Source organism: Granulicoccus phenolivorans DSM 17626 = NBRC 107789 = JCM 15570 (genome assembly GCF_000423085.1).
In the GTDB taxonomy this organism is placed as follows: Bacteria; Actinomycetota; Actinomycetes; order Propionibacteriales; family Propionibacteriaceae; genus Granulicoccus; species Granulicoccus phenolivorans.
In genome coordinates, this window is sequence record NZ_AUHH01000028.1 from 34,169 (window position 1) to 57,068 (window position 22,900).

23 protein-coding genes are annotated in these 22,900 nt (G+C 68.1%); 14 read left to right on the forward strand and 9 right to left on the reverse strand.

What is annotated here, in order from left to right:
* The first annotated feature begins 32 nt into the window (after positions 1-32).
* The 3 genes from G531_RS22260 to adhP all read left to right on the forward strand — a co-directional run bounded on the left by G531_RS22260 (position 33) and on the right by adhP (position 3,920).
* Positions 33-1,241, forward strand: coding sequence for a GAF domain-containing protein (locus tag G531_RS22260; protein ID WP_035758716.1), 1,209 nt, complete (start codon positions 33-35; stop codon positions 1,239-1,241).
* Between the two features lie 88 nt (positions 1,242-1,329).
* Positions 1,330-2,853, forward strand: coding sequence for an acetaldehyde dehydrogenase ExaC (exaC, locus tag G531_RS0112125; protein ID WP_026927456.1), 1,524 nt, complete (start codon positions 1,330-1,332; stop codon positions 2,851-2,853).
* 44 nt (positions 2,854-2,897) lie between these two features.
* Positions 2,898-3,920 carry an alcohol dehydrogenase AdhP gene (gene adhP, locus G531_RS0112130; protein WP_026927457.1) on the forward strand — a complete coding sequence of 341 codons (1,023 nt, stop codon included), beginning with the start codon at positions 2,898-2,900 and terminating at the stop codon, positions 3,918-3,920.
* 99 nt (positions 3,921-4,019) lie between these two features.
* Here the strand turns inward: adhP and G531_RS0112135 are convergent, their stop codons facing one another.
* Both G531_RS0112135 and G531_RS22265 read right to left on the reverse strand, forming a co-directional pair.
* Entirely contained in the window at positions 4,020-4,586 is a 567-nt protein-coding gene (locus G531_RS0112135; protein WP_026927458.1) for a hypothetical protein, read from the reverse strand.
* A gap of 147 nt (positions 4,587-4,733) precedes the next feature.
* Positions 4,734-6,047, reverse strand: coding sequence for an aromatic acid exporter family protein (locus G531_RS22265; RefSeq protein ID WP_081684081.1), 1,314 nt, complete (start codon positions 6,045-6,047; stop codon positions 4,734-4,736).
* 174 nt (positions 6,048-6,221) lie between these two features.
* Here G531_RS22265 and G531_RS26145 point away from each other — a divergent pair, with 174 nt between their 5' ends.
* The 7 genes from G531_RS26145 to G531_RS0112175 all read left to right on the forward strand — a co-directional run bounded on the left by G531_RS26145 (position 6,222) and on the right by G531_RS0112175 (position 11,817).
* Positions 6,222-6,518, forward strand: coding sequence for a DUF4333 domain-containing protein (locus G531_RS26145; RefSeq protein WP_162143176.1), 297 nt, complete (start codon positions 6,222-6,224; stop codon positions 6,516-6,518).
* Positions 6,519-6,678: 160 nt separating this feature from the next.
* A complete protein-coding gene (locus G531_RS0112150) occupies positions 6,679-8,070 on the forward strand; it encodes a glucose-6-phosphate dehydrogenase (protein WP_051215425.1) in 1,392 nt (463 codons plus the stop codon).
* 204 nt (positions 8,071-8,274) lie between these two features.
* Positions 8,275-9,162: a restriction endonuclease gene (locus G531_RS0112160; protein ID WP_035758744.1), complete on the forward strand. Its 888-nt coding sequence runs from the start codon at positions 8,275-8,277 to the stop codon at positions 9,160-9,162.
* Entirely contained in the window at positions 9,159-10,250 is a 1,092-nt protein-coding gene (locus tag G531_RS0112165) for a hypothetical protein (RefSeq protein WP_145978685.1), read from the forward strand. The genes G531_RS0112160 and G531_RS0112165 overlap by 4 nt, the downstream gene beginning before the upstream one ends.
* Complete coding sequence (locus G531_RS26925) at positions 10,247-10,375, forward strand: hypothetical protein (RefSeq protein ID WP_281177507.1); 129 nt, start codon at positions 10,247-10,249, stop codon at positions 10,373-10,375. Before G531_RS0112165 ends, G531_RS26925 begins: the two co-directional genes overlap by 4 nt.
* On the forward strand, positions 10,375-10,611 hold the full coding sequence (locus G531_RS0112170) for a type I restriction-modification enzyme R subunit C-terminal domain-containing protein (RefSeq protein WP_026927463.1): 237 nt from the start codon (positions 10,375-10,377) through the stop codon (positions 10,609-10,611). Before G531_RS26925 ends, G531_RS0112170 begins: the two co-directional genes overlap by 1 nt.
* Before the next feature lie 60 nt (positions 10,612-10,671).
* The gene (locus G531_RS0112175) at positions 10,672-11,817 is read left to right on the forward strand and encodes a PQQ-dependent sugar dehydrogenase (protein ID WP_026927464.1); all 1,146 of its coding nucleotides are present in this window, start codon (positions 10,672-10,674) and stop codon (positions 11,815-11,817) included.
* Positions 11,818-11,819: 2 nt separating this feature from the next.
* On the opposite strand, the gene G531_RS0112180 is transcribed toward G531_RS0112175, so the two are convergent.
* Entirely contained in the window at positions 11,820-12,458 is a 639-nt protein-coding gene (locus tag G531_RS0112180; RefSeq protein ID WP_026927465.1) for an alpha-ketoglutarate-dependent dioxygenase AlkB, read from the reverse strand.
* Between the two features lie 143 nt (positions 12,459-12,601).
* Here G531_RS0112180 and G531_RS0112185 point away from each other — a divergent pair, with 143 nt between their 5' ends.
* On the forward strand, positions 12,602-13,807 hold the full coding sequence (locus G531_RS0112185; RefSeq protein WP_026927466.1) for a MarP family serine protease: 1,206 nt from the start codon (positions 12,602-12,604) through the stop codon (positions 13,805-13,807).
* 54 nt (positions 13,808-13,861) lie between these two features.
* On the opposite strand, the gene G531_RS22270 is transcribed toward G531_RS0112185, so the two are convergent.
* From G531_RS22270 to G531_RS0112210, 5 genes are all read right to left on the reverse strand, one after another.
* The gene (locus G531_RS22270; RefSeq protein WP_035758719.1) at positions 13,862-15,265 is read right to left on the reverse strand and encodes an MDR family MFS transporter; all 1,404 of its coding nucleotides are present in this window, start codon (positions 15,263-15,265) and stop codon (positions 13,862-13,864) included.
* 143 nt (positions 15,266-15,408) lie between these two features.
* Positions 15,409-16,635 carry an RNA polymerase sigma factor gene (locus G531_RS0112195; protein ID WP_026927467.1) on the reverse strand — a complete coding sequence of 409 codons (1,227 nt, stop codon included), beginning with the start codon at positions 16,633-16,635 and terminating at the stop codon, positions 15,409-15,411.
* 4 nt (positions 16,636-16,639) lie between these two features.
* On the reverse strand, positions 16,640-16,984 hold the full coding sequence (locus G531_RS0112200; RefSeq protein ID WP_026927468.1) for a YciI family protein: 345 nt from the start codon (positions 16,982-16,984) through the stop codon (positions 16,640-16,642).
* A 109-nt stretch (positions 16,985-17,093) separates the two neighbouring features.
* A complete protein-coding gene (locus G531_RS0112205) occupies positions 17,094-17,699 on the reverse strand; it encodes a M23 family metallopeptidase (protein ID WP_026927469.1) in 606 nt (201 codons plus the stop codon).
* A gap of 109 nt (positions 17,700-17,808) precedes the next feature.
* Positions 17,809-18,231 (reverse strand): DUF1622 domain-containing protein, encoded by a 423-nt coding sequence (locus G531_RS0112210; protein WP_026927470.1) that lies wholly within the window; start codon positions 18,229-18,231, stop codon positions 17,809-17,811.
* 147 nt (positions 18,232-18,378) lie between these two features.
* On the opposite strand from G531_RS0112210, the gene G531_RS0112220 reads away from it, so the two are divergent.
* Genes G531_RS0112220 through G531_RS0112230 form a run of 3 tightly spaced genes read left to right on the forward strand, consistent with a single transcriptional unit; the run spans position 18,379 to position 21,592 of the window.
* Positions 18,379-19,170 carry an SDR family NAD(P)-dependent oxidoreductase gene (locus G531_RS0112220; protein ID WP_026927471.1) on the forward strand — a complete coding sequence of 264 codons (792 nt, stop codon included), beginning with the start codon at positions 18,379-18,381 and terminating at the stop codon, positions 19,168-19,170.
* A 17-nt stretch (positions 19,171-19,187) separates the two neighbouring features.
* The gene (locus G531_RS0112225; protein ID WP_026927472.1) at positions 19,188-20,183 is read left to right on the forward strand and encodes a PLP-dependent cysteine synthase family protein; all 996 of its coding nucleotides are present in this window, start codon (positions 19,188-19,190) and stop codon (positions 20,181-20,183) included.
* 5 nt (positions 20,184-20,188) lie between these two features.
* The gene (locus tag G531_RS0112230; protein ID WP_026927473.1) at positions 20,189-21,592 is read left to right on the forward strand and encodes a lanthionine synthetase LanC family protein; all 1,404 of its coding nucleotides are present in this window, start codon (positions 20,189-20,191) and stop codon (positions 21,590-21,592) included.
* Positions 21,593-21,822: 230 nt separating this feature from the next.
* Here G531_RS0112230 and G531_RS0112235 read toward each other — a convergent pair whose 3' ends face one another.
* Positions 21,823-22,788 carry an IS481 family transposase gene (locus tag G531_RS0112235; RefSeq protein ID WP_026927474.1) on the reverse strand — a complete coding sequence of 322 codons (966 nt, stop codon included), beginning with the start codon at positions 22,786-22,788 and terminating at the stop codon, positions 21,823-21,825.
* Positions 22,789-22,900 lie beyond the last annotated feature (112 nt).

The window sequence follows — 22,900 nt, forward strand, 5'->3', positions numbered from 1 at the left end:
CGGCGTTGGGCGGCACCGACTAGCATGTCCCCATGGTGCCCCCGACGATGCGGGCCGAAGTGGCAGACAGTTGGCGACGTTCGGTTGCCGCCGGTGTGCGCCCGGATTCCGGGGAGCCGCCGATCGGTGTGACCCCCGACGAGATCCAGGATCGGCGTCAGGGGCATCCGTTGGCGTCGGTCCAGCCGCTGCTCACCGAGGTGCTCGGGCCGGCCGCGGAGGACTGCGGCGCCATGCTGGCGATCTTCGATCAGACCGGATCGATGCTGTGGGCGTACGGACCGAACGCGGCCCGGCGCCGGGTCGAGGCGATCGGTTTCGTGGAGGGCACCCGGTGGGACGAGCCGGCCGTGGGCACCAGCGCGCCGGGCCTGGCCCTCTTGCTGCAGCGACCGGTCAGCGTCTCCGGGGCCGAACACTTCCGCGAGTCCGTGCAGCGGGTGAACTGTGTCGCCGCGCCGATCCGGGACCCGCGGACCGGGCTGGTCCTCGGGGTGCTGGACATCACCGGCGGCTCCAACGTTGCCGAACCGCAGACCCTGGCGATGATCCGCGCCGCGGCCCGGATGGCCGAATCCGAGCTGGTGCAGCACCTCACCGCGACCTTCGCCGGCCCGGTCACCCCGGTGCCGCCGGTCACCCTGCGTACGTCGGTCACCCTGCGTACGCTCGGGCGGGCGCAGGCCGAACTCACCCTCGGGTCCGGCCCGCAGGCCCGGGTGGTCCCGCTCACCCAGCGGCACAGCGACATCGTGGCGCTACTGGCCCGCTGCGGATCCGGCCTGTCGGGCGATGAGCTCTCGGTGCTCCTGTCGGAGGAGGAACTGGCGGAATCCACGACCCGGGCCGAACTGCAGCGGCTGCGTCGGCTGATCGGCAAGGATCTGCTCGCCTCCCGTCCCTACCGGCTCACCGCCGAGGTCCGCGCCGACTGGGTCGAGGTGGAGGAGTGCCTGGCCCGCGGCGACCTGGCCCGGGCGTTGGCCGCGTACGCCGGACCGCTGCTCCCGCGCTCGACCGCACCGGGCGTGGTTGCCCTGCGCGACGAACTCGCCGAGGCACTGCGCCGGGCTCTGCTGACCAGCGGCGATGCCGGCCTGCTGGGCACCTGGACCCGGTCCAGCTGGGGCGCCGATGACTACCCGCTGGTCCGGGCTCACCTGGCCGCCCTGCCGCGCAACTCTCCGATGCGACCGCTGGCCGAGAGCCAACTGCACCGGCTCGATCGCGAACTGCGCTGAGTCAAGGAGTCGTGCCGGTGACGGCAACGTGAATGCAACGTTGCCCCGCCTAGCGTGATCGTCATCACAGCGAATCAAGGAGGATTCCATGACGATCTACGCCCAGCCCGGCTCGGCCGACTCCCCGATCGAGGTCAAGTCGCGCTACGACCACTACATCGGTGGGGAATGGGTGGCCCCCGCCGGCGGCCAGTACTTCGAGAACGTCAGCCCGGTGACCGGCCGGCCGTTCACCGAGATCGCCCGCGGCACCGAGGCCGACATCGAGAAGGCCCTGGACGCCGCCCACGCCGCCGCGCCGGCCTGGGGCCGGACCAGCCCCGCCGATCGCGCCCTGGTCCTGCACCAGATCGCCGATCGGATCGCGGAGAACCTGATCGACATCGCCGTGATCGAGACCTGGGACAACGGCAAGGCCGTCCGGGAGACGCTGAACGCCGACATCCCGCTGGCCGTCGACCATTTCCGCTACTTCGCCGGCGCCATCCGGGCCCAGGAGGGCGGGATCAGCGAGATCGACGCCACGACCTACGCGTACCACTTCCACGAACCGCTCGGCGTGGTCGGCCAGATCATCCCGTGGAACTTCCCCATCCTGATGGCGGTGTGGAAGCTGGCCCCGGCGCTGGCCGCCGGCAACGCGGTCGTGCTCAAGCCGGCCGAGCAGACCCCCTGGTCGATCCTGAAGCTGTTCGAGATCATCGGCGACCTGCTGCCGGCCGGTGTGGTGAACATCGTCAACGGTTTCGGCGTGGAGGCGGGCAAGCCGCTGGCCTCCAGCAAGCGGATCGCGAAGATCGCCTTCACCGGCGAGACCACCACCGGCCGGCTGATCATGTCCTACGCCGCGCAGAACCTGATCCCGGTCACCCTGGAACTGGGCGGCAAGTCCCCGAACATCTTCTTCGCCGACGTGATGGCCGAACAGGACGCCTTCTACGACAAGGCGCTGGAGGGCTTCACCATGTTCGCCCTGAACCAGGGCGAGGTCTGCACCTGCCCGTCCCGGTCGCTGGTCCAGGCCTCGATCGCCGACGACTTCGTCGCCGCGGCCATCGAGCGGGTCAAGGCGATCAAGACCGGCAACCCGCTGGATGAGGCCACCATGATGGGCGCCCAGGCCAGCAACGAGCAGATGGACAAGATCAAGTCCTACCTGGAGATCGGCAAGCGGGAGGGCGCCAAGGTCCTGGTCGGCGGCGAACCGAACGCGCTGGAAGGTGACCTGAGCTCGGGCTTCTACATCCAGCCGACGGTCTTCCAGGGCACCAACAACATGCGGATCTTCCAGGAGGAGATCTTCGGCCCGGTGCTGTCGGTGACCACGTTCAACGATGAGGCCGAGGCCCTGCAGATCGCCAACGACACCCTGTACGGGCTGGGTGCGGGGCTGTGGACCCGCGACGGCTCCCGCGCCTTCCGGGTCGGTCGGGCCATCCAGGCCGGCCGGGTGTGGACCAACTGCTACCACGCCTATCCCGCCCACGCGGCCTTCGGCGGCTACAAGCAGTCCGGGATCGGCCGGGAGAACCACCTGATGATGCTCGACCACTACCAGCAGACCAAGAACCTGCTGGTCTCCTACTCCGACGACAAGCTCGGCTTCTTCTGAGCCGGCCCACCACTACTGAAGCCAAGAGACCAAGGAGACACATCATGTCCGACACCATGAAAGCCGCCGTCGTCACCGCCTTCGGTCAGCCGCTGACCGTCGGCGACACCGCCCGCCCCGAACCCGGCCCGGGCCAGGCCCTGGTCAAACTGATCGCCAGCGGGGTCTGCCACACCGACCTGCACGCCGCTCACGGCGACTGGCCGGTCAAACCCCAGCCCCCGTTCATCCCCGGCCACGAAGGCGTCGGTGAGGTGATCGCCGTCGGCGAAGGAGTGACCGATCTCAAGGTCGGCGACCTGGTCGGCAACGCCTGGCTCTGGTCGGCGTGCGGGACCTGCGAGTACTGCCGCAGCGGGTGGGAAACCCTCTGCGAGGCCCAGCTGAACGGCGGTTATGCCGTCGACGGGTCGTTCGGGGAGTACATGCTGGTCGATGCCCGCTTCGCGGCCCGGATCCCCGAGGGTGCCGATCCGGTCGAGGTGGCTCCGGTGCTGTGTGCCGGTGTCACGGTCTACAAGGGTCTCAAGGTGACCGACACCCGGCCCGGCCAGTGGGTGGTGATCTCCGGGATCGGCGGCCTGGGCCACATCGCGGTGCAGTACGCCGTGGCCATGGGCCTGCGGGTGGCCGCGGTCGACATCGCCGAGGACAAGCTGGCCCTGGCTCGCAAACACGGCGCCGAGGTCACCGTGAACGCCAGCCAGGAGGATCCGGCCGCCGCGATCCAGGCGGCCACCGGGGGAGCGCACGGGGTGCTGGTCACCGCCGTGCACCCGGCCGCCTTCGGCCAGGCCATCGGGATGGTACGCCGTGGCGGCACGATCGTGTTCAACGGGTTGCCGCCCGGGGAGTTCCCGGCCCCGATCTTCGATGTGGTGCTCAAGGGCATCACCATCCGGGGATCGATCGTGGGCACCCGCCAGGACATGGTCGAGGCGCTGGACTTCTATGCCCGCGGCCTGATCCACCCGACCGTGTCCACCCGGAAGGTGGAGGAGATCAATGAGATCTTCGACGAGATGATCCGCGGCGCCATCGACGGCCGGGTCGTCCTGGCGTACTGACCCGCCCGGAGTGACCCGGGTACGACGCCGAAGGGCTGCGGGCAACTGCCCGCAGCCCTTCAGCTGTGTTGTGATGCTCGGCTCAGCGATGCCGGGGTGTCATTCCACGGTCTCGGCACCGGCGGCGCGGGCATGCCGCAGCCCCAGGAAACCGAGGATGGCGAGCACGATACCGGCCACGAAAGCCACCGCGGCGGCGATCCCGGCGATGGTGCCGATGGTGGCGAAGGCGTACCCGTACAGCAGCAGGCCGCGCAGGGTGTTGCCCTGGAACAGGGTGTTGCGCAGCGCGGCGGCCTGCTGGGCCTCCGGCGTGGTCTTGTCCGGCATCGCCATGTACTCACCGGAGACCTGCTGGTAGGTGCGGCCACCCGAAGAGGCATTCATGTGCGCCAGGATGTAGTTGTCGGCGTACGCGCGGGCCTGCGGACCGGTGGTCAGTTTCTGACCGACGTAGGGCTGCAGGGCAGCCTTGTCGGCGGGGTTCTCCAGCTTGTCGATGTCCGACTGGCTGGGCATCGTGATGTCCTGAGCCGCGAACTGGGTCTGTACCTCACCGGCAACGAAGACGCTGGCCCAAGTCAGCAGGCCACCGGCGACCAGCATGACGGCGGCCAGGATGAGACCGACATAGGAAATGAGCTTGTCCAAAACGCTGCGACGCATGGGATCCTCCATCGAGATGGGCGGCGGCGCCTCCACGTCGCCGGCACCGGCACGGAATTCGTGGTTCCTCGGTGCATGAAAATATTCCCACAACGCGGCCCTGAATATGCGGGGTTCGGGGGCAACGGTTAGAAGAGTCACAGCTGGCTATTTCTCCGGCGGGACCACCCGCGGGCGGCGTACGCTCAGAGGGTCCTTTGCCAGCGCCACGAGGGATTCCCGGCTGAGTCCGGAGCGGGTGGCGACGATCCGTCCGGCCTGTTGGTGACGCCAGCGCTCCCGGCGTTCGGCCCGGGAATGCAGGTCGAGCGGGCCGAGCACCTGATCGAGTCCGGCCAGGATGGGTTCGCGCAGCAGCCACAGGCTGGGCACGTCGGAGACGTCGATCATCATCAGGTCGGTCAGCATCGCCCGGGCCTCGCCCAGGGCCTCGTCGGCGGCCCGGTAGCGGTGGGCGATTTCGCGTTCGTCGCCCGACATTTCTCCCTCCACCAGCCACCCGAAGCGGCCGACGGATTCCCCGACGGTATCCAGCAGTACCGCGAAGGCCTCATCCAGTTCCGGGCCGTCTCCCTGGGATTGCTGCCGGGGGCTTTCCCGCTCGATATCGAGATAAAGCGCGCGGACGGAGAACAGCACCTTCTCCAGCGCCTCGATCGCGCTCTGCAGCGGCGCCCGCATGTCGGCGGTGCCGATGGTGCGGGGATTGAACCGCCGCGCCTCACCCGCCTGGCGGACCGCGAGCTGCGCCCGGCCGAGCTCGGCGCTGATGGTGTTGACCTGATAGAGCCACGCGGTCACATCGTCACGGGTCAGGTCATGACTGCGGATGTCCTCCGCACTGCGGCGCAGACTGCTCTCCAACGCCGCCGCGACCCGGCGGATCGATGCGGCGGCCTGCCGGACCGGCACCGCGGCCGGCAGCAGGACGGCGAAGGCGATCCCGATCCCGGCCCCGATCAGAGTGGTCAGCACCCGCGTCTCGGCACCGACCGTGTGCGCGGTGGTGCCCAGGATCAACATCGCGCTGATCGGCGTCTCCAGGGCCTGATCGCCGAGTCGGAAAACTTTCGCCAGGGTGAGCGCGAGAAAGATCGCCAGGCCCAGGCTCCACCAGGTCAGGCCCACCCACAGGGACAGCCCGAGCGCCACACCGACGCCGATGAGCACCGCGCCGACGCGGACCATCCCCATCTTGAGCGTCCCGTAGGTCGAGGCCTGCAGCACCAGGATCGCGGTCAGCGCCCCGGTCAGGTCGATCGGCCCCTCGGTCAACCACACCGTCAACAGGTACGCGATCACCGCGGCGGCGGTCAGCCGCAGGGTCTGCCGCAGGAAGGGCAGCACGCGGCCCGGCACCTCGCGCCAGGTACGCGGGTGTCCGGGCCAGATCAGATTCAACAGATGGTGCGCCTCCAACCGATGCACTTTCAACCGGGGCACCCGCGCGCGGGACGACATAGCCCCCACGATAGTTGCGCCGTCGACCGCACCGGGAGCCCCGTGTCCGGCAAACACACGACGCAGGTATCCCGGAAACACTTGCCATTCGGGAACGCGCCGGGGGAGGGTGGAGGTCTGATGATTTACCGGCCGCGCCCCGGGGCGCGGCCCATCAGCCAAGGGGGAGATTCCATGTTTCGCAAGGTTCTGATCGGTGGGGCTGCGGCAATGACTGCAGTGCTGGCACTGTCGGCCTGCAGCACGTCGTTGACGGTCAGCAAGTCGACCGTCGAGGAGAAGATCAAGAGCAGCCTCGGCCCGCAGATCAGTGCGCCGATCGAATCGGTCTCCTGCCCGCAGGACCTCAAGGGCGAGGTCGGGGCGACGATGGACTGCACCATGGCGGTGAGCGGCCAGGACCACACCGTCCGGGTCACCGTCACCACCGTCGAGGGCAGCAACGTCAACTTCGACATGAAGACGGTGTGATCGCCACCCGCCCAGGATTCGCACCCGGTCAGCACTGAACTGATCCACCACGCCCCGGGGGCCGGCTCGCCAGCCGGCCCCCGGGGCGTACTGCTGGCGGACTTGTCGTACGCAGGCCCGTCCCGGGACGCCGACCGGCCGGGGGACTACGATCGGGCGCGTGGACTCCAACAAGCCTGCAAAAAGCTCGGTCAAGCCCGTCTCCCTGGTCATCCTCGGCGCCTCCGGTGACCTGACCCACCGGCTCCTGCTGCCGGGCCTGGGCACGTTGCTGAACCTGCACCCGGATTACCAAGTCACCCTGATCGGCGCCGCCGTCGAGGACGTCAGCGCCGCCGACTGGGAAAAGCGCGTCCGCGACGCCCTCGGCGAAGCGATGTGTCGCCAGGAGAAGATCGACGCGGTCGCCGAGCACACCCGCTATGTGCGGGCCGATGTCACCGATCCGCGGGCCCTGCAGGAGCTGATCAGCGGGCTGCCGGAGAACTCGGTGGTCTATTTCGCACTGCCGCCGGCGATCACCGAGAAAGCGATCGTCGCGATGGCGCAGGTCCCGCTCCCGGCAGGGCTGAAGTTGGCCCTGGAGAAGCCGTTCGGGACCAGCCTGGAGTCGGCTCGCGAACTGAATCGGGAACTGGCTGCGCTGGTGCCGGAGAAGCAGATCTACCGGGTGGACCACTTCCTGGGCAAGGCGACGGTGCTGAACCTGTTCGGGCTGCGGTTCACCAACCGGATCCTGGAGCCGGTCTGGAACGCGCAGAACATCGACCGGGTGGTGATCGCCGCCGACGAGACCCTGGCGCTGGAGGGCCGCGCGGGCTACTACGACCACAACGGGGCCCTGCGGGACATGATCCAGTCGCACCTGCTGCAGGTGCTGGCGATGTTCGCGATGGAGCAGCCGGCGAGCCTGGACGAGCGGGAGGTGCGCGACCTGATCTCGCACACCCTGCGCGCCACCCAGCTGTGGGACGGGGATCCGAAGACCAGTTCCCGGCGCGCTCGCTACAAGGCCGGCCACATCGGGGATCGGGCGATCCCCAGCTATGTCGACGAGCCGGGGGTGGACCCGGCGCGCAACACCGAGACCCTGGCGGAGATCGATCTGCGCATCTGCAACGCCCGCTGGCACAACGTGAAGTTCACCCTGCGCAGCGGGAAGGCGCTGGGGGACATGCGCAACGGGATGTCGGTGGCGTTCAAGCCGGTGGAGTACGTGCCCGGCGGGCTGGAGAACAAGCCGCCGCTGAACGTGCTGTGGATCGGGATGAAGCCGCAGAACATGTACCTGCAACTGTCGACCAACAGTGCCGGGGACAAGTTCGACCTGGAACCGACGGTGCTGTCCGGTGAGGTGGATGACGGTCCGCTGCGGCCCTACGGCGAAATCCTGAACGAGATCTTCCGCGGCGACCCGATCCTGAGCGTCCGCGGGGATGTCGCGGAGGAGTGCTGGCGGATCGTCGGCCCGGTGCTCGATGCATGGGCGAACAACGAGGTCCCGCTGGAGGAGTACGCCGCGGGCTGGGCCGGGCCGACCGTCTGGGCCTGAACCGGCCGCCGAACCACAGGCTCTATCGGGCAAAGTCACCGGATTTCCGCCGTTCGCTGCTGCGATCACTACACTGACGTTGGTGATCACCGGGGATTTGAAGGGCAAGATCGACCGCGATGCCGACGACGAGTTGTTCGCCTCGCTCCAGGCCAGCGCATTCCGAGAAGAGCTGTAGTGTCCGCGCCCACCTGGGATCAATACATGGCTCCCTCCCTCCGCGTGCTCCTCGACGGCCAGATCGAACGATCCCGACGCATCATCGAGGGTGCCGCAGATTTGCTTGGCCTGACCGAGGAGCAGCGGCAGATCACGATCCCGTCCGGCCAGGAGCAGTGGATCAACCGCGGCGGCTGGGCCCTGTCCTATCTTGCCCGGGTCGGCGCCATTGAACGCACCAGCCGAGCGCACTACCTGATCACCGATATCGGACGAAAGCTCCTCGCCGACCATCCGGACGGAATCACGGAGAAGGACCTCCGGGCCCTCTCCGGGGATCCGAATGCCCCGCACACCTGGAAGGCGTTCCCCACACCTGCGGCTGTCGCTCAACCCCCGCCCGAAGCGGAGACCGCACTGGATCCGCAGGAGCAGATCGAGTCAGGCGTCGCTCGAATCAACGCCGCGGTCGCCGATCAGCTCCTGGTCCGGCTCCATGCCCAGGAGCCCGCCTTCTTCGAACAGGCCGTGCTCGATCTCATCATCGCGATGGGCTACGGCGGGGCCGAGGGGACCGCCACCCGAACGCAGCTTTCCGGTGACGGCGGCATCGACGGCATCATCGACCAGGATGCGCTGGGCCTGTCCCGGATCTACCTCCAGGCCAAACGCTATGCGTCCGACAACATCGTCGGGCGCCCCGCAATCCAGGCATTCGTCGGCGCCTTGGCCGGGAACCAGGCCAACCAGGGCGTCTTCCTCACCACCAGCCGGTTCAGCGCCGAAGCCCGCCACTATGCCGAAGCAGTGCCCACCCGGGTCGTCCTCATCGACGGCGACCGGCTCACCCGCCTGATGATCCGCTACGGCGTCGGGGTTCAGGTCAAACGCACCATCCAGGTTGTCGAGATCGACGAGGACTTCTTCGAATGAGCCAGTTCAACCGGCGTGGCCATTGGCGCACCAACCAGTACGGGACCACTCATTGGGTGCGAGAACATGCGGTCGATCGCGACCAATGGGGCGCCGAAGGCCCGCGTCTGCCGCCTGTCAATTGGCGTCGGATGCCGGACGGCCCGAACTCGAAGTGTCCTGTTTGCGGCGCCGCGGTGTGGTTCTTTCGGAATGAGGACGGTGGGTGTGCCTACTTCGACGCTGTTGGCGCACCTTGGCCGAAACACCCTTGCATGGACCGGCGCTCCGGCCCGGCACTTGCTGCGGAGTATCAAGCCCGCCAAGCCTACAACCGGCACAAGGAACAACAGGAAAGGGAGGCAGAGGCCGAACGGCTGCGTGCCCGGCAAGCAGCAGCGGCGGAGCAGCAGGAGCGGGAAGCCGAAGCCGCGCGGCTCCTCGCCCAGCAAGAAGCAGCGAAGCAACAAGAAGCAGAAGCCGACGCCACGCGGCTCCGCTCCCAGGAGTCAGCGGCAGCAATCATGGCGGAGTTGGAGAAGCGGGACTCCAAAGTCACCCGGATCCGCACGCAGAAGGGGGACGCAATACGGGAGGAGATGACTGGGGCTCAGGGAGCAAAGCCGGCGGCCCGGCCCAAGAGGCAGGAACATCGGAGTAATCAGACCGTGCAACCAACTCCCCGTCTGGCGAACCAGAAGGCGAAGCAGCACGCGAAGGAAGAGCCACAGCAGGAGAAGGATCAACCGCTCGACTGGTCCGTCGCCTTCTGGGGGCTGCTGGCCTGGATCGGGTCGATCCCCTTGTCGCTCACCACGTACGGCCTTCTCGTCGATCACCTGCCGGCCGGGGTCTTTGTGTGGTTCCTGCTGATACCGACCGTCGTTACGCTCCCGGCCCTGTTGTGGTTTCTGCTCCGCGTCCGCCCGGGCTCATTCGGAGTCGGCGACTTCATCACGTCGCTATTCTTCGCGCCCTTCTTGCTGGCCGCTGTCGCCATCGCGAATGTGCTGACGGTGGGCCTGCTCCTGCTCTTCGGCACCTACTTCCTGGTGAGCGAGGCGAACAAGCATCCGGGTCGTCGAGGTGCCCGATCGGACATGACATGAGCAACTTCGAATTCATCCGGGCGACGCTCCCAGCGGTCCATGCCGACTGCGCCCGGGCACCGAGCGAACGGGTGCCCTGGGCCCGTTCATCCGGTCGCTGGTCGGTCTCGACCGCGGCGCCGTGATGGACTCCTTCGCTGCCTTTCTCGATGGGTCGAAGTTCTCGGCCACCCAGATCCGGTTCATCACGCTGATCATCGATGAACTCACCGCCAACGGGATGATGGAGCCGGCGCGACTGTTCGAGTCACCGTACGTCGATCAGGGCCATGCCGACGTGATCTTTCCTGCCGACTTCGACATCATCGTGAACATCCTTCGCGACGTGAATGCCAATGCTCGGCCGCAGGGCGCTGCCTGAGGTTCCTCCGGCGCCGGCGCGAGCACCCCGTTAAGGTGGAGGGCACCGGAAGGAGCCCGCATGCCCACTCGTCGCACCGTACTCCTCGGCGCCCTCGCCGTGGGGCTGAGCGCCTGCACCAACCCCGAACGCGGCACCGCGCCGACCCCGGCGAGCACGCCGACCCCGAGCGCCGGGGGCTCGCCCAGTGCCTCGGCCGAGCCGTCCGCCACCCCCACCGGTACGCCGGAGCCGTCCCCCGAGGGTCCGCTGCGGGTGGGGGAGCCGCAGGAGATCATCACCGGGCTGACCACCCCCTGGGGCGTACGCGCGCTCGATCAGGACCGGCTGCTGGTCAGTGAACGCGACACCGGCCAGATCAAACTCGTGCAGGGCGGTGCCGCGACGTCGGTCGGGGAGGTGGCCGGCGTACGGGCGAACAATGAGGCGGGGCTGCTCGGGATCGAGCTCAGTGCCGACCAGCAGACCCTGTTCGTCTACACCACGACCAGCTCGGACAACCGCGTGCTGGCCTACAGCTTCAATGGCTCTGCGATCGCGAACCCGCGGGTGCTGCTGCAGGGGATTCCGTCGGCGGGGATCCACAACGGCGGCCAGTTGAAGCTGGGTCCCGACGGCCACCTGTACATCTCCACCGGGGACGCGTCCCAGCGCCAACAGGCCCAGAACCAACAGTCGGTGGCGGGCAAGATTCTGCGGATCGCCACCGACGGCAGCATCCCAGGCGACAATCCGTTCGGCAATGCGGTGTGGAGTCTGGGTCACCGCAACGTGCAGGGCCTGACCTTCGCACCGAACGGGGATCTGTGGTCGGCCGAGTTCGGCGAGAAGAGCGCCGACGAGATCAACCTGATCGTGCGCGGCGGGAACTACGGCTGGCCCGATGTCGAGGGCAACAACGGGCAGCGCGTGCCCTACCTGGCGCCGAAGAAGACCTGGGAGCCCACGGCCACCAGTTCGCCGTCCGCGCTGGCGTACGCCCGGGGCAACCTGTGGGTGGCCGCCCTGATGGGCCACTGCCTGTTCCAGGTCCCGGTCAACGGGACCGAGCTGGGGGAGCAGGTGATCCATTTCCAGAACCGGTACGGGCGGATCCGGGCGGTCACCCCGTGGCGGGACGGGATCGTGTTCGGCTCCTCGAACACCGACGGCCGGGCCACGCCACGGGCCGGGGACGACCGGCTGCTCTACCTGCCGTTGAGCTGACCTCAGCGGACGCCGGCGGGCCGGAACTGGATCGAGATCCGTGGTCCGACCGGTTTCCGGGTCTTGGCGATCCCGTGCTCCCAGGTGCGCTGGCAGGATCCGCCCATCACCAGCAGGTCACCGTGCCCCAGTTCGAAGCGGCGGGCGAGCGCGCCGCGTTTGCCGCCGGCGCGGGGGCGCAGCGCCAGGGTCCGGGCCGCGCCCACCGACAGGATCGCCACCATCGTGTCCTCCGTACTGCCGCGCCCGATCGTGTCCCCGTGCCAGGCCACCGAGTCGCGGCCGTCGCGATACCAGCACAGGCCGCAGCTGACGAACTCCTCACCGAGTTCGGCGCGGTAGTGCCGGTTCAGCAGCTTCCGGGCGCGGTCCAGCCACGGATTGGGCAGCGCCTCGCCGGGTTCGTAGTGCTTCACCAGGCGGGGGACGTCGACGACCCGTTCGTACATCGGGCGACGCTCGGCGATCCAGGGCACGCGCTCGGTGAGATCGGCATACACCTCATCGGCGCCGGCCAACCAGCCCTCCCGGTAGTCGACCCAGGCACCGGCGGTCAGCGGGTGCCGCACGATCCGCGCCAGCGAGCCGAACTCGGGCTCACCCGCATCGAGCAGGGACCCCTGGAACATCGGGAAGGACATGGGTCCAGGCTAACAGAATTCGAACACAGCCACTATTAAGCGTCCCGGCGAGTCGACGCGGCACACCGGGTTTCCGGGTTCCTTTCGGTAACGGAACCGCTCGCCCGGGGGGCGCAGTTGGTCCGATCGACCACAATGGGCTCGTGCTCGTGGCCTCAGTGATTCTTGACATCGTCCTGGCAGCCTTCCTGATCGCGGAGATCATCGGGGGCTACCGCAAGGGGCTGGTGACGACCGCACTCGGCCTGCTCGGCGTGGTGGCCGGCGTCGCGCTGAGCCTGGCGGCCGCCCCGTGGTTGCTCGGGTTCGTGCCCGCACTGGCCCGCGATGCCCTGTGGCGCTCGGTGATCATCCTGTTCGTGGTGCTGTTCCTGGCCCTGCTCGGCCAGAGCCTGGGACAGACCGTCGGAAACCGGCTGTCGCTGCGCTGGACCCGGGTGATCGGGGCGGTGAACCGGCTCCTCGGTGCGGTGCTCAGCGGGGTGGTCAGCGCGGTGATCATCGGCCTGATCGGCCTCAGTGTGCTGCCCGTGCTGCCGATCACCTGGCGGGACACGGTCAATCAGTCCCGGCTGGTCAGCACCCTGATGCGGGCGGTGCCGGAGCCGGTGGTGAACGGGGCCGCCGAGGTCACCAAGGGGCTCTACGACATGGGCTTTCCCCGCGTGTTCGGGGATCCGAGCACCGAGCCGACGCTGCCCCGCCAGCAGCCCGCCGATGATGTGACCGGGACCGCAGGCGTACGCCAGGCGGCGGCGAGCATCACCAAGATCGAGGCAGTGATGACCTCCTGCAACCGGGCCTCCACCGGCTCGGGCTGGGTGGTCTCACCCGAACGCGTGGTGACCAATGCCCACGTCGTCGCCGGGGCGTCCCGGGTGAGCCTGCAGATCGGTGGGACCGGGCGGTCCTACCCGGCCGAGGTGGTCGCCTTCGACCCCGAACTCGACCTGGCCATCCTCGACGTGCCGGGGCTGCGCGCGGCCGCACTGGAGCGGGACTCCACGCTGGCGACCGGGCAGAACGCGGTGGTCGCGGGCTTCCCGCGCGGCGGCCCCTACCACACCGAGCCCGTGCGGGCGGCCGGTGAGGTGAACGCACTGGGTCGTGACATCCACGACCAGAACGCGGTGGCCCGGCACATCTACGTGCTGCACGGGGTGGTTCAGCCGGGCAACAGCGGGGGACCGCTGCTGACCGCCGAGGGCCGGGTGGCCGGGACCGTGTTCGCCAAGTCCCTGGCCGACGACCAGACCGGGTTCGCGCTGACCGACGGGGCCACCGAATCGTTGCTGCGGCAGGCCCCCAGCCTCAGTTCCCCGGTCTCGACCGGAACCTGCGCCGCCTGACCGCACCCGGGACGGGCCGCGGTCGACGGATTCGGCACCCGGTCGAAAGCCGGCTCAGGACCGCGCGGCCGGCCGGATGAACAGGGCGGCAATGAGGGCGACCGAGACCGCACAGATGCCGACCACGAAGGCCGGGGCGACGGTGCCCCCGAGGGTCATCGCGGCGATGAATCCGGCCGTACCGGCGGCGCCGCCCAGCTGCTGCAGGGTGTTCAGGATGGCCGAGCCGTGACCGTATTCCTTCATCGGCAGCGACGCCAGCGAAGCGGTCATCAGCGAAGTCATCACCAGGGCCATGCCGACCGAGAACACCACGTGGACGACGATGATGTACCCGATCGAGGTGGTCTCGTTCAGCCCGAGGAACAGGGCGATCTGGGCGGCCAGCATGAGAACGGTCCCGGGGATCGCCAGCGGACGCGGGCCGACCCGGTCGTACAGTCGGCCGATCGCCGGGGAGAGGGCAGCCTGCACCAGACCGCCGGGCAGCATCATCATGCCGGTGGTCATCGCCGACAGGTGCAGCGTCTGCTGCAGATAGATCGGCAACACGGTCACCGTGCCCAACATGGTGCCGAAGGCGCCGACCACGGTGATCACCGACAGAGTGAACGTGCGCGAGCGGAACGGATTCATGCTCAACAGGGCCCGGTCGGAGCGCTGCAGCACGATCTGGCGGTACACGAACGCGGCCAGGGCCAACAGTCCCACGATCAGTGCCGCCAGGGGGATCAGCGAGCCGCCGGCCAGCATCGCGCTGATGCTGCTCAGCGCGTACACCAGCCCCCCGAAGGCCAGGGCGGACAGGATGACCGAGGCCACATCGAAGGGCGCGGGACGAGGTTCGGCGACGTTGCGGATCACCAGTCCGCCGACGACCAGGCAGATCAGCGAGATCGGCACCATCATCCAGAACAGCCAGTGCCAGGTGAAGGAGGACAAGATGATGCCGGAGATGGTCGGGCCGATCGCCGGGGCGACCGAGATGACCACGGAGATGATGCCCATCATCACTCCGCGCCGCTCGGGGGCCACCACGGTCAGGGCGACCGTCATCAGCAGCGGCATGATCATCGCGGTACCGATGGCCTGCACGACGCGGGCCAGCAGCAGTACGCCGAAGGTCGGGGCCAGCGCGCCGACCACCGTCCCGAGAGTGAAGAAGGTGAGCGCGGCGAGGAACAGCGTCCGGGTCGAGAAGCGCTGCATCAGGAAGCCGGTGGTCGGGATGACCACCGCCATGGTGAGCATGAAGCCCGTGGTCAGCCACTGGGCCAGGTCGGCCCCGACATTGAAGTCGGCCATGATCGAGGGCAGTGCGACCGACAGGATCGTCTCATTGAGGATCATCACCATCGCCGAGACGACGAGGGCGCCGATCAGCAGGCCGGTGTGCTTGGAGGTTTGGGTGGGTTGAGCGCCCGAGTTTTTGGGCGCAGTCGATTCAGCGGCCGTCATAAGGGGACCGTCTTTCTGGGTGACTTACCGTCCTTCGAGTGACCCACAGCGTGACACAACGTCCCGAGGCCGCAAAGGCGGTTGCAAGAAGTTTAACATGCAACTGTCGAACTTTGAAAATCTCAGCGATACGGGACTTGGGGCTACCCGTCGGGGGAGAGGTGGCGGTCGATGAAGCGCCGCTGGGCCTGATTGTCGACCAGGTCCCGGGCCCGAATCCAGGCCCGGCGGGACCCGGCAGGGTCGGCGCATTCGGCCCGGAAGAGGGCCAGGGCGACGTGGTACGGGTGGTGCCGGGCCAGGATCGGTTCGTCGGCCATCGCTTCCAGCAGGGCCAGGCCCGCCTGCGGGGTGTCCCGGCGGCCGACCGCGATCGCTCGGTTCATCGCGGCCACCGGGTCGGGACCGTGGCGCAGCAGCAAGTCGTACAGGGCGACGATCTGGGGCCAGTCGGTGTCGGCGAAGGTCGCTGCCTCGCTGTGCACCGCCGCGATCGCTGCCAGGGCGGTGAGGCGGCCGGCGTCCGGGAGGCCTGCCGCGCGCTCCACCAGCGCCAGTCCCTCGCTGATCAGGTCCGGGTCCCAGCGGGTGCGGTCCTGCTCCTCCAGCGCGATGGGTACGCCCTCTGCGTCGACCCGGGCGGCGCGCCGGGCGTCGGTGAGCAGCAGCAGGGCGAGCAGGCCGAGCGGTTCGGCGCGTGGGGGAGTCGGGGCGGCGACGATCCGGGCCAGCCGGATCGCCTCCTCGGTGAGGTCGGCCCGCAGCGTGTTCGTGCCGCCGGTGGCGTCGTAGCCCTCGGTGAACACCAACGAGATTGCGGTCAGGATCAGCGGCAACCGGCGCTGCTGTTCGGCGGGATCCTCGGGCACCCGCAGCGGGATCCGGTTCACCCGGATCCGGCGCTTCGCGCGGGTGATCCGCGCCTGGATCGTGGGCAGCGGCAGCAGCAGCGACTGCGCCACCTCCGCGCTGGTGAGCCCGCCGACGAACCGCAGCATCAGCGCGATCCGGTCGGCCGGCGCGATGGCCGGGTGGCAGCAGCCCATCAGCATGGCGAGTCGTTCGTCGGTCGGGCCCGGGGCCGGGACCGGTTCATCGGGCTGCCGCTCGAGCGCCAGTTCGGCGAGCCGCCGGGCCAGGACCGCATCGCGCCGGACCCGGTCCAGGGCCTTGCGTCGTGCGGTGGTGATCAGCCAGGCGAGGGGATGGTCCGGGACGCCGGCCGACGGCCAGGTGGCGAGGGCGGCTGCCATCGCCTCCTGGGCCGACTCCTCGGCGAGATCCAGGTCGCCGAACCGGGCAACCAGGGCCGCCAGCAGCCGGCTGTGCTCCTCGCGGTAGAAGCGGGCGAGCACATCGTCGACCGACATCGGGCTACATCTCCAGCAGTGCCCGGATCTCCACCCGTCCGCCGCCGAGCGCCCCGGGGCACCTCTTGGCCCAGGCGAGCGCCCGGTCGAAATCGGGGACGTCGATGACGAAGGTGCCACCCACGTACTCGCGGCTCTCGGCGTACGGGCCCGCGGTGACCACCGGCTCGGCCTCCCGGGACTGCTTGGTCACCGAGGTTCCCTCCTCCGGGCCGAACAGCGCAAAGCCGCCGGCGTGCACGCCGGCCTGCTGCAGTTCGGTGTCGAAGTCGATGAACTCCTGTTCGGTGGCGCCGTCGGCGGCCGGGTCGGGATCGACCGGGCCCATCATCAGCAGAACGTACTTCATGGCTGTCTCCTTGTTCGTCGGGGCGACCCGCCCACGGGGGAGGGGTCACCCGGTAGACGAACCGGAGTACGGCCGATCGACAGCCGGCTGCGAACTTTCTGCTCGGCCCTCACGCGTGCACCACGTCGCCGTTGTGCGGGAGGGCTCCGCGGAAGCTCAGCGGAACCGCCCGGGCCTGTTCCACCCGGGCGGTGTCCAGGGCCTGCAGGTGCAGGTGGGGTTCGGTGCTGTTCCCGGAGTTGCCGCAGCGGCCGAGCATCTCGCCGATGCCGACGCGCCGGCCCGGGCGTACGCGGGCACTGCCGCGCTGCAGGTGGCACAGTGCGACCACCGCGGTCCCGGTGTCGATCAGCACGTGGTTCCCGGCGAGCGCGATCCAGCCCTGCCGGACCCGGCTCGCCTGGGTCAGCGCATAGCCGACCGACGGGATACCGCGGTAGGCCCGATGGTCGGGTTCCAGATCATGGGCGGCCACCACAACACCGGCGACCGGGGCCAGAATCGGCCGCCCGAAGCCGGGGAAGCGTTCGGCCGGATCGGGGCGCAGCAGCGAGGCGAGGGTGAACGGCGCGGTCCGCTCGCCCTCGTCGACGGGCACGAAGTCGATGGCGTACGCGGTGGCGAACATCGTCGTGCCGTGACTGGGGACGTGGTCGGCGGGACTGTTCTGGGTCAGCCAGGAGCCGGTGAAGGGATAGGCCAGATCGAGGGTCATCCTGGTTCCTCCCGAAGGGTGCGAGGTCAGCACCGATCACGGTACCCGGTGTGCCCCCAGGTTCCGGGGCAGGGGAGTGCGGGAGCGGGCAGGGGAGTCCGAACTCGGGTCAGGCCCGGTCGCGCTGTCGGGCCTCGGCGGCCCCGTCCCTGGCGAGCGCGGCGCCCATCAGCTGGCCCCCGCTGGTCAGCAGGGCCCGGCGCCAGGGCAGAACCCCTTCGATCTCGATCTGGATGGACATCGACAGCACCGTCCGGATCAACACGATGATGCCGAGGATGACGGCGTCGGTGATCGACGGCTTGGAGGTGATGGTGCGGATCAGGTCCGCGGCCACCAGCACCTCCAGGCCGAGCAGGATCGCCGATCCCAGCGTCGTCCGCAGTACGCCGAAGGCAACCTGGCCACCCTCGTGGCGGCGCAGCGCGCGCAGGGCCAGGACCACGGCGATCACGAAGCCGACCACCATCGCGAGCGCGCCGACGATCTCGAAGGCCACCGCGACCCCGGTGAACACCGCCTCGAAGTCCATGGCGGGAGCCTATCGGCTGTCCAGAACCGACCCGCCGTCAACGGTCGTGCTCACGGTGAGTAGCGTGAACTGGCTGAGCGCACCCGGCGTCAGGTCAGCGCAGTACGCTGCCCGCAGCGACACTTGAATCGAGGAGAACGCGACCATATGAGCAACAAAGTCGTCATCATCACCGGAGCTGCGCAGGGGATCGGGCTCGCCGCAGCCAGGCGGTTCGCCGAAGGTGGGTATTCGGTCGCCATGACCGACCTGAAGGTCGACGAGCTGAACGCGGCCGTCGCCCAGCTGCAGTCCGAGGGTTTCGAGGTCAGCGGCCACGAGCTCGACGTCGCCAATCACGCCCAGGGCGCCCAGGTGGTCGCCGAGATCATTGCCCACTACGGACGCCTCGACGCGCTGTTCAACAACGCCGGGATCACCGGGCACCGCAAGAACGTCCTCAACTTCGACCCCGAGGAGATCAAGCAGGCCGAGGAGGTCAACCTCTGGGGCAGCCTGTACATGATCCAGCACGTCGCGCGGTACTGGGTGGAGAACAAGATCGAGGGCGCGGTGGTGAACGTGTCCTCCTTCGTCGCCTCGTTCGCCGAGTGGTCGCCGTTCGCGTACGGCATCTCCAAGACCTCGGTCGACGGGCTCACCCGCACCGCGGCGTTCCAGCTCGGCAAGTACGGCATCCGGGTCAACTCGGTCGCGCCGGGTTACACCAAGACCGAGATGGCGATCAAGTACGACTACTCCGATCCGAAGCTGCGCAAGGCCGCGGAGGACAAGAGCCTGCTGAACCGCTGGATCGAGCCGCGGGAGATCGCCAACGCGGCCTTCTTCCTGGCCGGCGACCAGGCGAGCGCGATCACCGGGGTGAAGCTGCCGGTCGATGCCGGCTACACCACTACCAAGGAAGACAACAAGGTCAGCCTCTACGGCGAGAACGAATAAGGATCGGAGACAGCATCATGGCAAATATTCACAAGTCCATCGTTGAGCTGGTCGGCAACACCCCGTTGGTCGAGCTGACCAACTACCAGGCCGATCACGGGCTCAAGGCGCACATCATCGGCAAGCTGGAGTACCTCAATCCGACCGGCAGCGTGAAGGACCGTCTCGCGGTCGCGCTGATCGAGGAGGCGCTGGCCAACGGCACGATCCAGGAGGGCAGCACCCTCATCGACGTCACCAGCGGCAACACCGGCATCTCGCTGGCCGCGCTCGGGCACGCCCAGCGGCTGAAGTTCATCCCCTACCTCGAGCCGGGGACCACCGAGGAGCGAACCAAGATCTACAAGGGCTACGGCCTGGAGGTCCGCTCCTTCCATGACATCGCCGAGGTGGCCGACTTCGAGGAGAAGGGCCTGGTCCTCGACGATCTGATCGCCGGTATCCAGCGCATCGCCGACGAGAACGGCTACTACTACACCGGCCAGACCGTCCGCGAGTCGAATCAGCAGTACCACTACAAGACCACCGGTCCGGAGATCTGGCGCGACACCGACGGCAAGGTCGACTACTTCGTCGCCATGGGCGGCACCGCCGGCACCCTGGTGGGCACCGGACGCTACCTGCGCGAGCAGAACCCCGACGTCAAGATCATCGGCGTCCAGGGTGCCCCGCAGTCGCGCCCGGAGAGCCCCGACTTCACCGGCAACATCGTCGACGGGACCCTGCCGCTGGGCCGGGTGGATCGCCAGTTCGTCCCCACCCTGATCATCTCCAACGAGGACAACGGCTTCTCCTTCGACGAGATCATCGACGTCAAGGCCGAGGACGCGTTCCTCACCGCCCAGGCCACCGCCGAGTCCGACGGCCTGTTCCTGGGCACCTCCGCCGCGGCGGCCCTGACCGCCGCGATCGAGATCGCCAAGCGGCCGGAGGCCGAGGGCAAGAACATCGTGGTGATCTACCCCGACAACGGCTACAAGTACCTGTCCACCGACCTGTACAAGCGGGACTGAGGCTGATGACCAGCAACACTCAGGCCGAGCCCGAGGCCTTCCAGGAGAACACCGACCAGGACTACCTCAGCGCCGTCCTCGAGATCGTCAGCTACCTGCGGCACAACGAGGTGGTGACCCCGGAGGGCAAGTACTGGAAGGTCAGCCCCGAACCGGGCAACGAGTACGAGGGCGACCTGCTGATCAACCGCAAGGGCCTGTACGCGGGCTCCTCGGGGATCGGGCAGTTCTTCCTGCAACTGCATGACGTCACCGGGGAGGACCAGTACCTCCAAGAGGCGAAGGACGCCGCGGAGTACATCCTCAACACCTATGAGGGGGTCGACTTCTTCACCAAGGTGCTCGAGGGGGACGCCGGCGGCATCTGGCCGCTGCCGGGCTGGGGGACCAGCGTGTACGTGGGCCCGGCCGGGGAGGCCATCTTCCTGGACCAGTTGTACGACAAGGTCCCCGATGAGCGATATCGCGCCTTCCTCACCCGGGCCGCCGACGATGCGATCGCCGCGGGCACCGAGGACGAGAAGGGTCTGCACTGGACCGAGCAGTCCGACCTGATGGCCGACGGTTCGTATGTGTTCTTCTTCCTGTACGTCTATCGGCGCACCGGCGAGCAGAAGTATCTGGACGCGGCGCTGAAGGTGCTGGCCTTTGCCGAGACGAAGGCCGTCCGGTCGCCGGTCGGCGGGGTCTACTACAAGAATCTCGACCTCACTCTGGCCGGGTTCGACTCCAGCGACACGGTGTTTCCGAACTTCACCCACGGCGCGGCGGGTACGGCGTACCTGAACGCGCTGGTGTACGAGGTGACGGGGGAGCAGCAGTACCTCGATCGGGCCAAGGAGGTGGTGAAGTTCCTCTCCGCGATCGCCCAGGGTGACGAGGACGGGAAGCTGATTCCGTACCTCTACAACCCCGACACCGGCAGCTTCACCGATTTCTTCTACCTGTCGACCTGTCACGGGCCGGTGGGCACCACGGTGTTGTTCCGCAAGCTGTACGAGCTCACCGGGGACGACGAGTACCGCACCTGGGTCGATCAGTTGTCCCAGGGGATCCTGCGGACCGGTGCGCCGCTGGTCCATTCGCCGGGGTACTGGAACAGCTTCTGCTTGTGTTGCGGGGCTCCCGGCGTCCTGTCCCATTTCGTGCAGGCCGGCGAGTTCCTCGAGCAGGACAACTACCTCGGCGAGGCGAAGATCACCGCGGACAAGCTGCTCGGTGACTCCTACCACGACGAGACCGGGCGCCGTTGGTTCGCCGCCTGGACCCGGAAGAACCCCGGGTTCGTCGAGACCTACACCGGCCTGTACCTGGGCGCGGCCGGGGCCGGCACGTCGCTGCTCTACCTGTACGCGCATGATCGGGGCATCACGATCACGCCGACGTTGGAGTATCTGTTCCTCAAGTAGGGCAAGACCGAACAACACCAAGGAGGGCGTCCGCCGCAGCGGGCGCCCTCCTTGTGTCTCGGCCGGGATCTCTCCCGGGGCACTCGTCGTTCTGGATGTAGCAAACCGGCTGCCGCCGGCCCTCGAAATTTGTTTCCCCTGGTCAGCGCGATTCGGATTTCGGCGACCGGATTCTGCTACATCCAAAACGATGGTCGGCGAGACCTAGCTGTACCCGGCCATGAGGTTGGTTACAGGCGGCTGATCGGGGGCTGGTCTCTGAGTGCGGTGTGGCGTCGTTCAGTGTTGTAGTACTCCAGCCAGGGTGCAAGAGCGGCGGCACGTTCGTTGTTGCTGGTGAAGACCTGTCGGTAGGCCCACTCGGTCTGCAGGGTGCGGTTGAACCGTTCCACCTTCCCGTTCTGCCAGGGGCAGTGCGGTTTGATGAACAGGTGCCGCGCCCCGAGCAGGCCGAGCGCTTCGGCGAAGGCGTGGGCGTGGCGGTAGGAGAAGTGGTTATCGGTGATCACCTGCTCGATCCGGGCGATCCCGTAGCCGGCGAACGCTTCGGCGGCCCGCAGCAGGAACCCTGCGCAGGTGGTGCCTTTCTCGTCGGGCAGGATCTCGGAATAGGCCAGCCGGGAGTGGTCATCGACCATCGAGTGCACGTAGTCGTACCCGATCCGGGCCCGCTTCTTTGCGGCGGTGGAGCCCATCTGGCGCCCGTGCGCCTTCCAGCCGCCGCCGTCGGGGATCTTGCCGATCTTCTTGACGTCGACATGGACGAGTTCACCGGGCCGGTCTCGTTCGTAGCGCACCGCGGTCGTCTTGGAGGCCCGGATCACCGTCCCGGTCAACGGGTCGCACTCGCGGAGATACGGGACGCCGTGGCGGCGCAGGACCCGGGACACGGTCCGGGCCGGGATACCGAGTTCGGGGCCGAGCCAGTCTGGTCCCCGACGCTGCTGCCGGCGCAGCGCGAGGATGGCTTCCTCGGTCTCGGCCGGGGTCTGGCGGGGGCAGTGGTGGGGACGGGAGGAGCGGTCGGCCAGGGCGTGCCAGCCGTAGGTGCGGTAGCGCTTGATCCAGCGGTGTGCACATTGCCGTGACACGCCTTGGGCTTTGGCCGCGTGCGCGACGGCCCAGCCCTGCTGGCAGACACGCTGGACCAGCAGTTGCCGGCCTCGCACGTTCAGGCGGGCATTACGGTGGGACATGAAGACCTCCGGACGGTGAACGACTTTGACACTCGCCACCGCACCCCGGAGGTCTTCCTACGTCAACAACATCCCGGGAGTGTCACCAACCTCCTGGCCGAGTACACCTAGC

Excerpts from the sequence above, each read along its gene's own strand:
- G531_RS22270 (WP_035758719.1), bottom strand. The coding sequence starts at position 15,265 with ATGACGGCCGCTGAATCGACTGCGCCCAAAAACTCGGGCGCTCAACCC.
- G531_RS0112235 (WP_026927474.1), bottom strand. The coding sequence starts at position 22,788 with ATGTCCCACCGTAATGCCCGCCTGAACGTGCGAGGCCGGCAACTGCTG.
- G531_RS0112180 (WP_026927465.1), bottom strand. The coding sequence starts at position 12,458 with ATGTCCTTCCCGATGTTCCAGGGGTCCCTGCTCGATGCGGGTGAGCCC.
- G531_RS22260 (WP_035758716.1), top strand. The coding sequence starts at position 33 with ATGGTGCCCCCGACGATGCGGGCCGAAGTGGCAGACAGTTGGCGACGT.
- G531_RS0112230 (WP_026927473.1), top strand. The coding sequence starts at position 20,189 with ATGACCAGCAACACTCAGGCCGAGCCCGAGGCCTTCCAGGAGAACACC.
- G531_RS0112165 (WP_145978685.1), top strand. The coding sequence starts at position 9,159 with ATGAGCCAGTTCAACCGGCGTGGCCATTGGCGCACCAACCAGTACGGG.
- G531_RS0112210 (WP_026927470.1), bottom strand. The coding sequence starts at position 18,231 with ATGGACTTCGAGGCGGTGTTCACCGGGGTCGCGGTGGCCTTCGAGATC.
- G531_RS0112195 (WP_026927467.1), bottom strand. The coding sequence starts at position 16,635 with ATGTCGGTCGACGATGTGCTCGCCCGCTTCTACCGCGAGGAGCACAGC.
- exaC (WP_026927456.1), top strand. The coding sequence starts at position 1,330 with ATGACGATCTACGCCCAGCCCGGCTCGGCCGACTCCCCGATCGAGGTC.
- G531_RS0112220 (WP_026927471.1), top strand. The coding sequence starts at position 18,379 with ATGAGCAACAAAGTCGTCATCATCACCGGAGCTGCGCAGGGGATCGGG.
- G531_RS22265 (WP_081684081.1), bottom strand. The coding sequence starts at position 6,047 with ATGTCGTCCCGCGCGCGGGTGCCCCGGTTGAAAGTGCATCGGTTGGAG.
- G531_RS0112225 (WP_026927472.1), top strand. The coding sequence starts at position 19,188 with ATGGCAAATATTCACAAGTCCATCGTTGAGCTGGTCGGCAACACCCCG.
- G531_RS0112200 (WP_026927468.1), bottom strand. The coding sequence starts at position 16,984 with ATGAAGTACGTTCTGCTGATGATGGGCCCGGTCGATCCCGACCCGGCC.
- G531_RS0112135 (WP_026927458.1), bottom strand. The coding sequence starts at position 4,586 with ATGCGTCGCAGCGTTTTGGACAAGCTCATTTCCTATGTCGGTCTCATC.
- adhP (WP_026927457.1), top strand. The coding sequence starts at position 2,898 with ATGTCCGACACCATGAAAGCCGCCGTCGTCACCGCCTTCGGTCAGCCG.
- G531_RS0112160 (WP_035758744.1), top strand. The coding sequence starts at position 8,275 with ATGGCTCCCTCCCTCCGCGTGCTCCTCGACGGCCAGATCGAACGATCC.
- G531_RS0112175 (WP_026927464.1), top strand. The coding sequence starts at position 10,672 with ATGCCCACTCGTCGCACCGTACTCCTCGGCGCCCTCGCCGTGGGGCTG.
- G531_RS26925 (WP_281177507.1), top strand. The coding sequence starts at position 10,247 with ATGAGCAACTTCGAATTCATCCGGGCGACGCTCCCAGCGGTCCATGCC.
- G531_RS0112170 (WP_026927463.1), top strand. The coding sequence starts at position 10,375 with ATGGACTCCTTCGCTGCCTTTCTCGATGGGTCGAAGTTCTCGGCCACC.
- G531_RS0112205 (WP_026927469.1), bottom strand. The coding sequence starts at position 17,699 with ATGACCCTCGATCTGGCCTATCCCTTCACCGGCTCCTGGCTGACCCAG.
- G531_RS26145 (WP_162143176.1), top strand. The coding sequence starts at position 6,222 with ATGTTTCGCAAGGTTCTGATCGGTGGGGCTGCGGCAATGACTGCAGTG.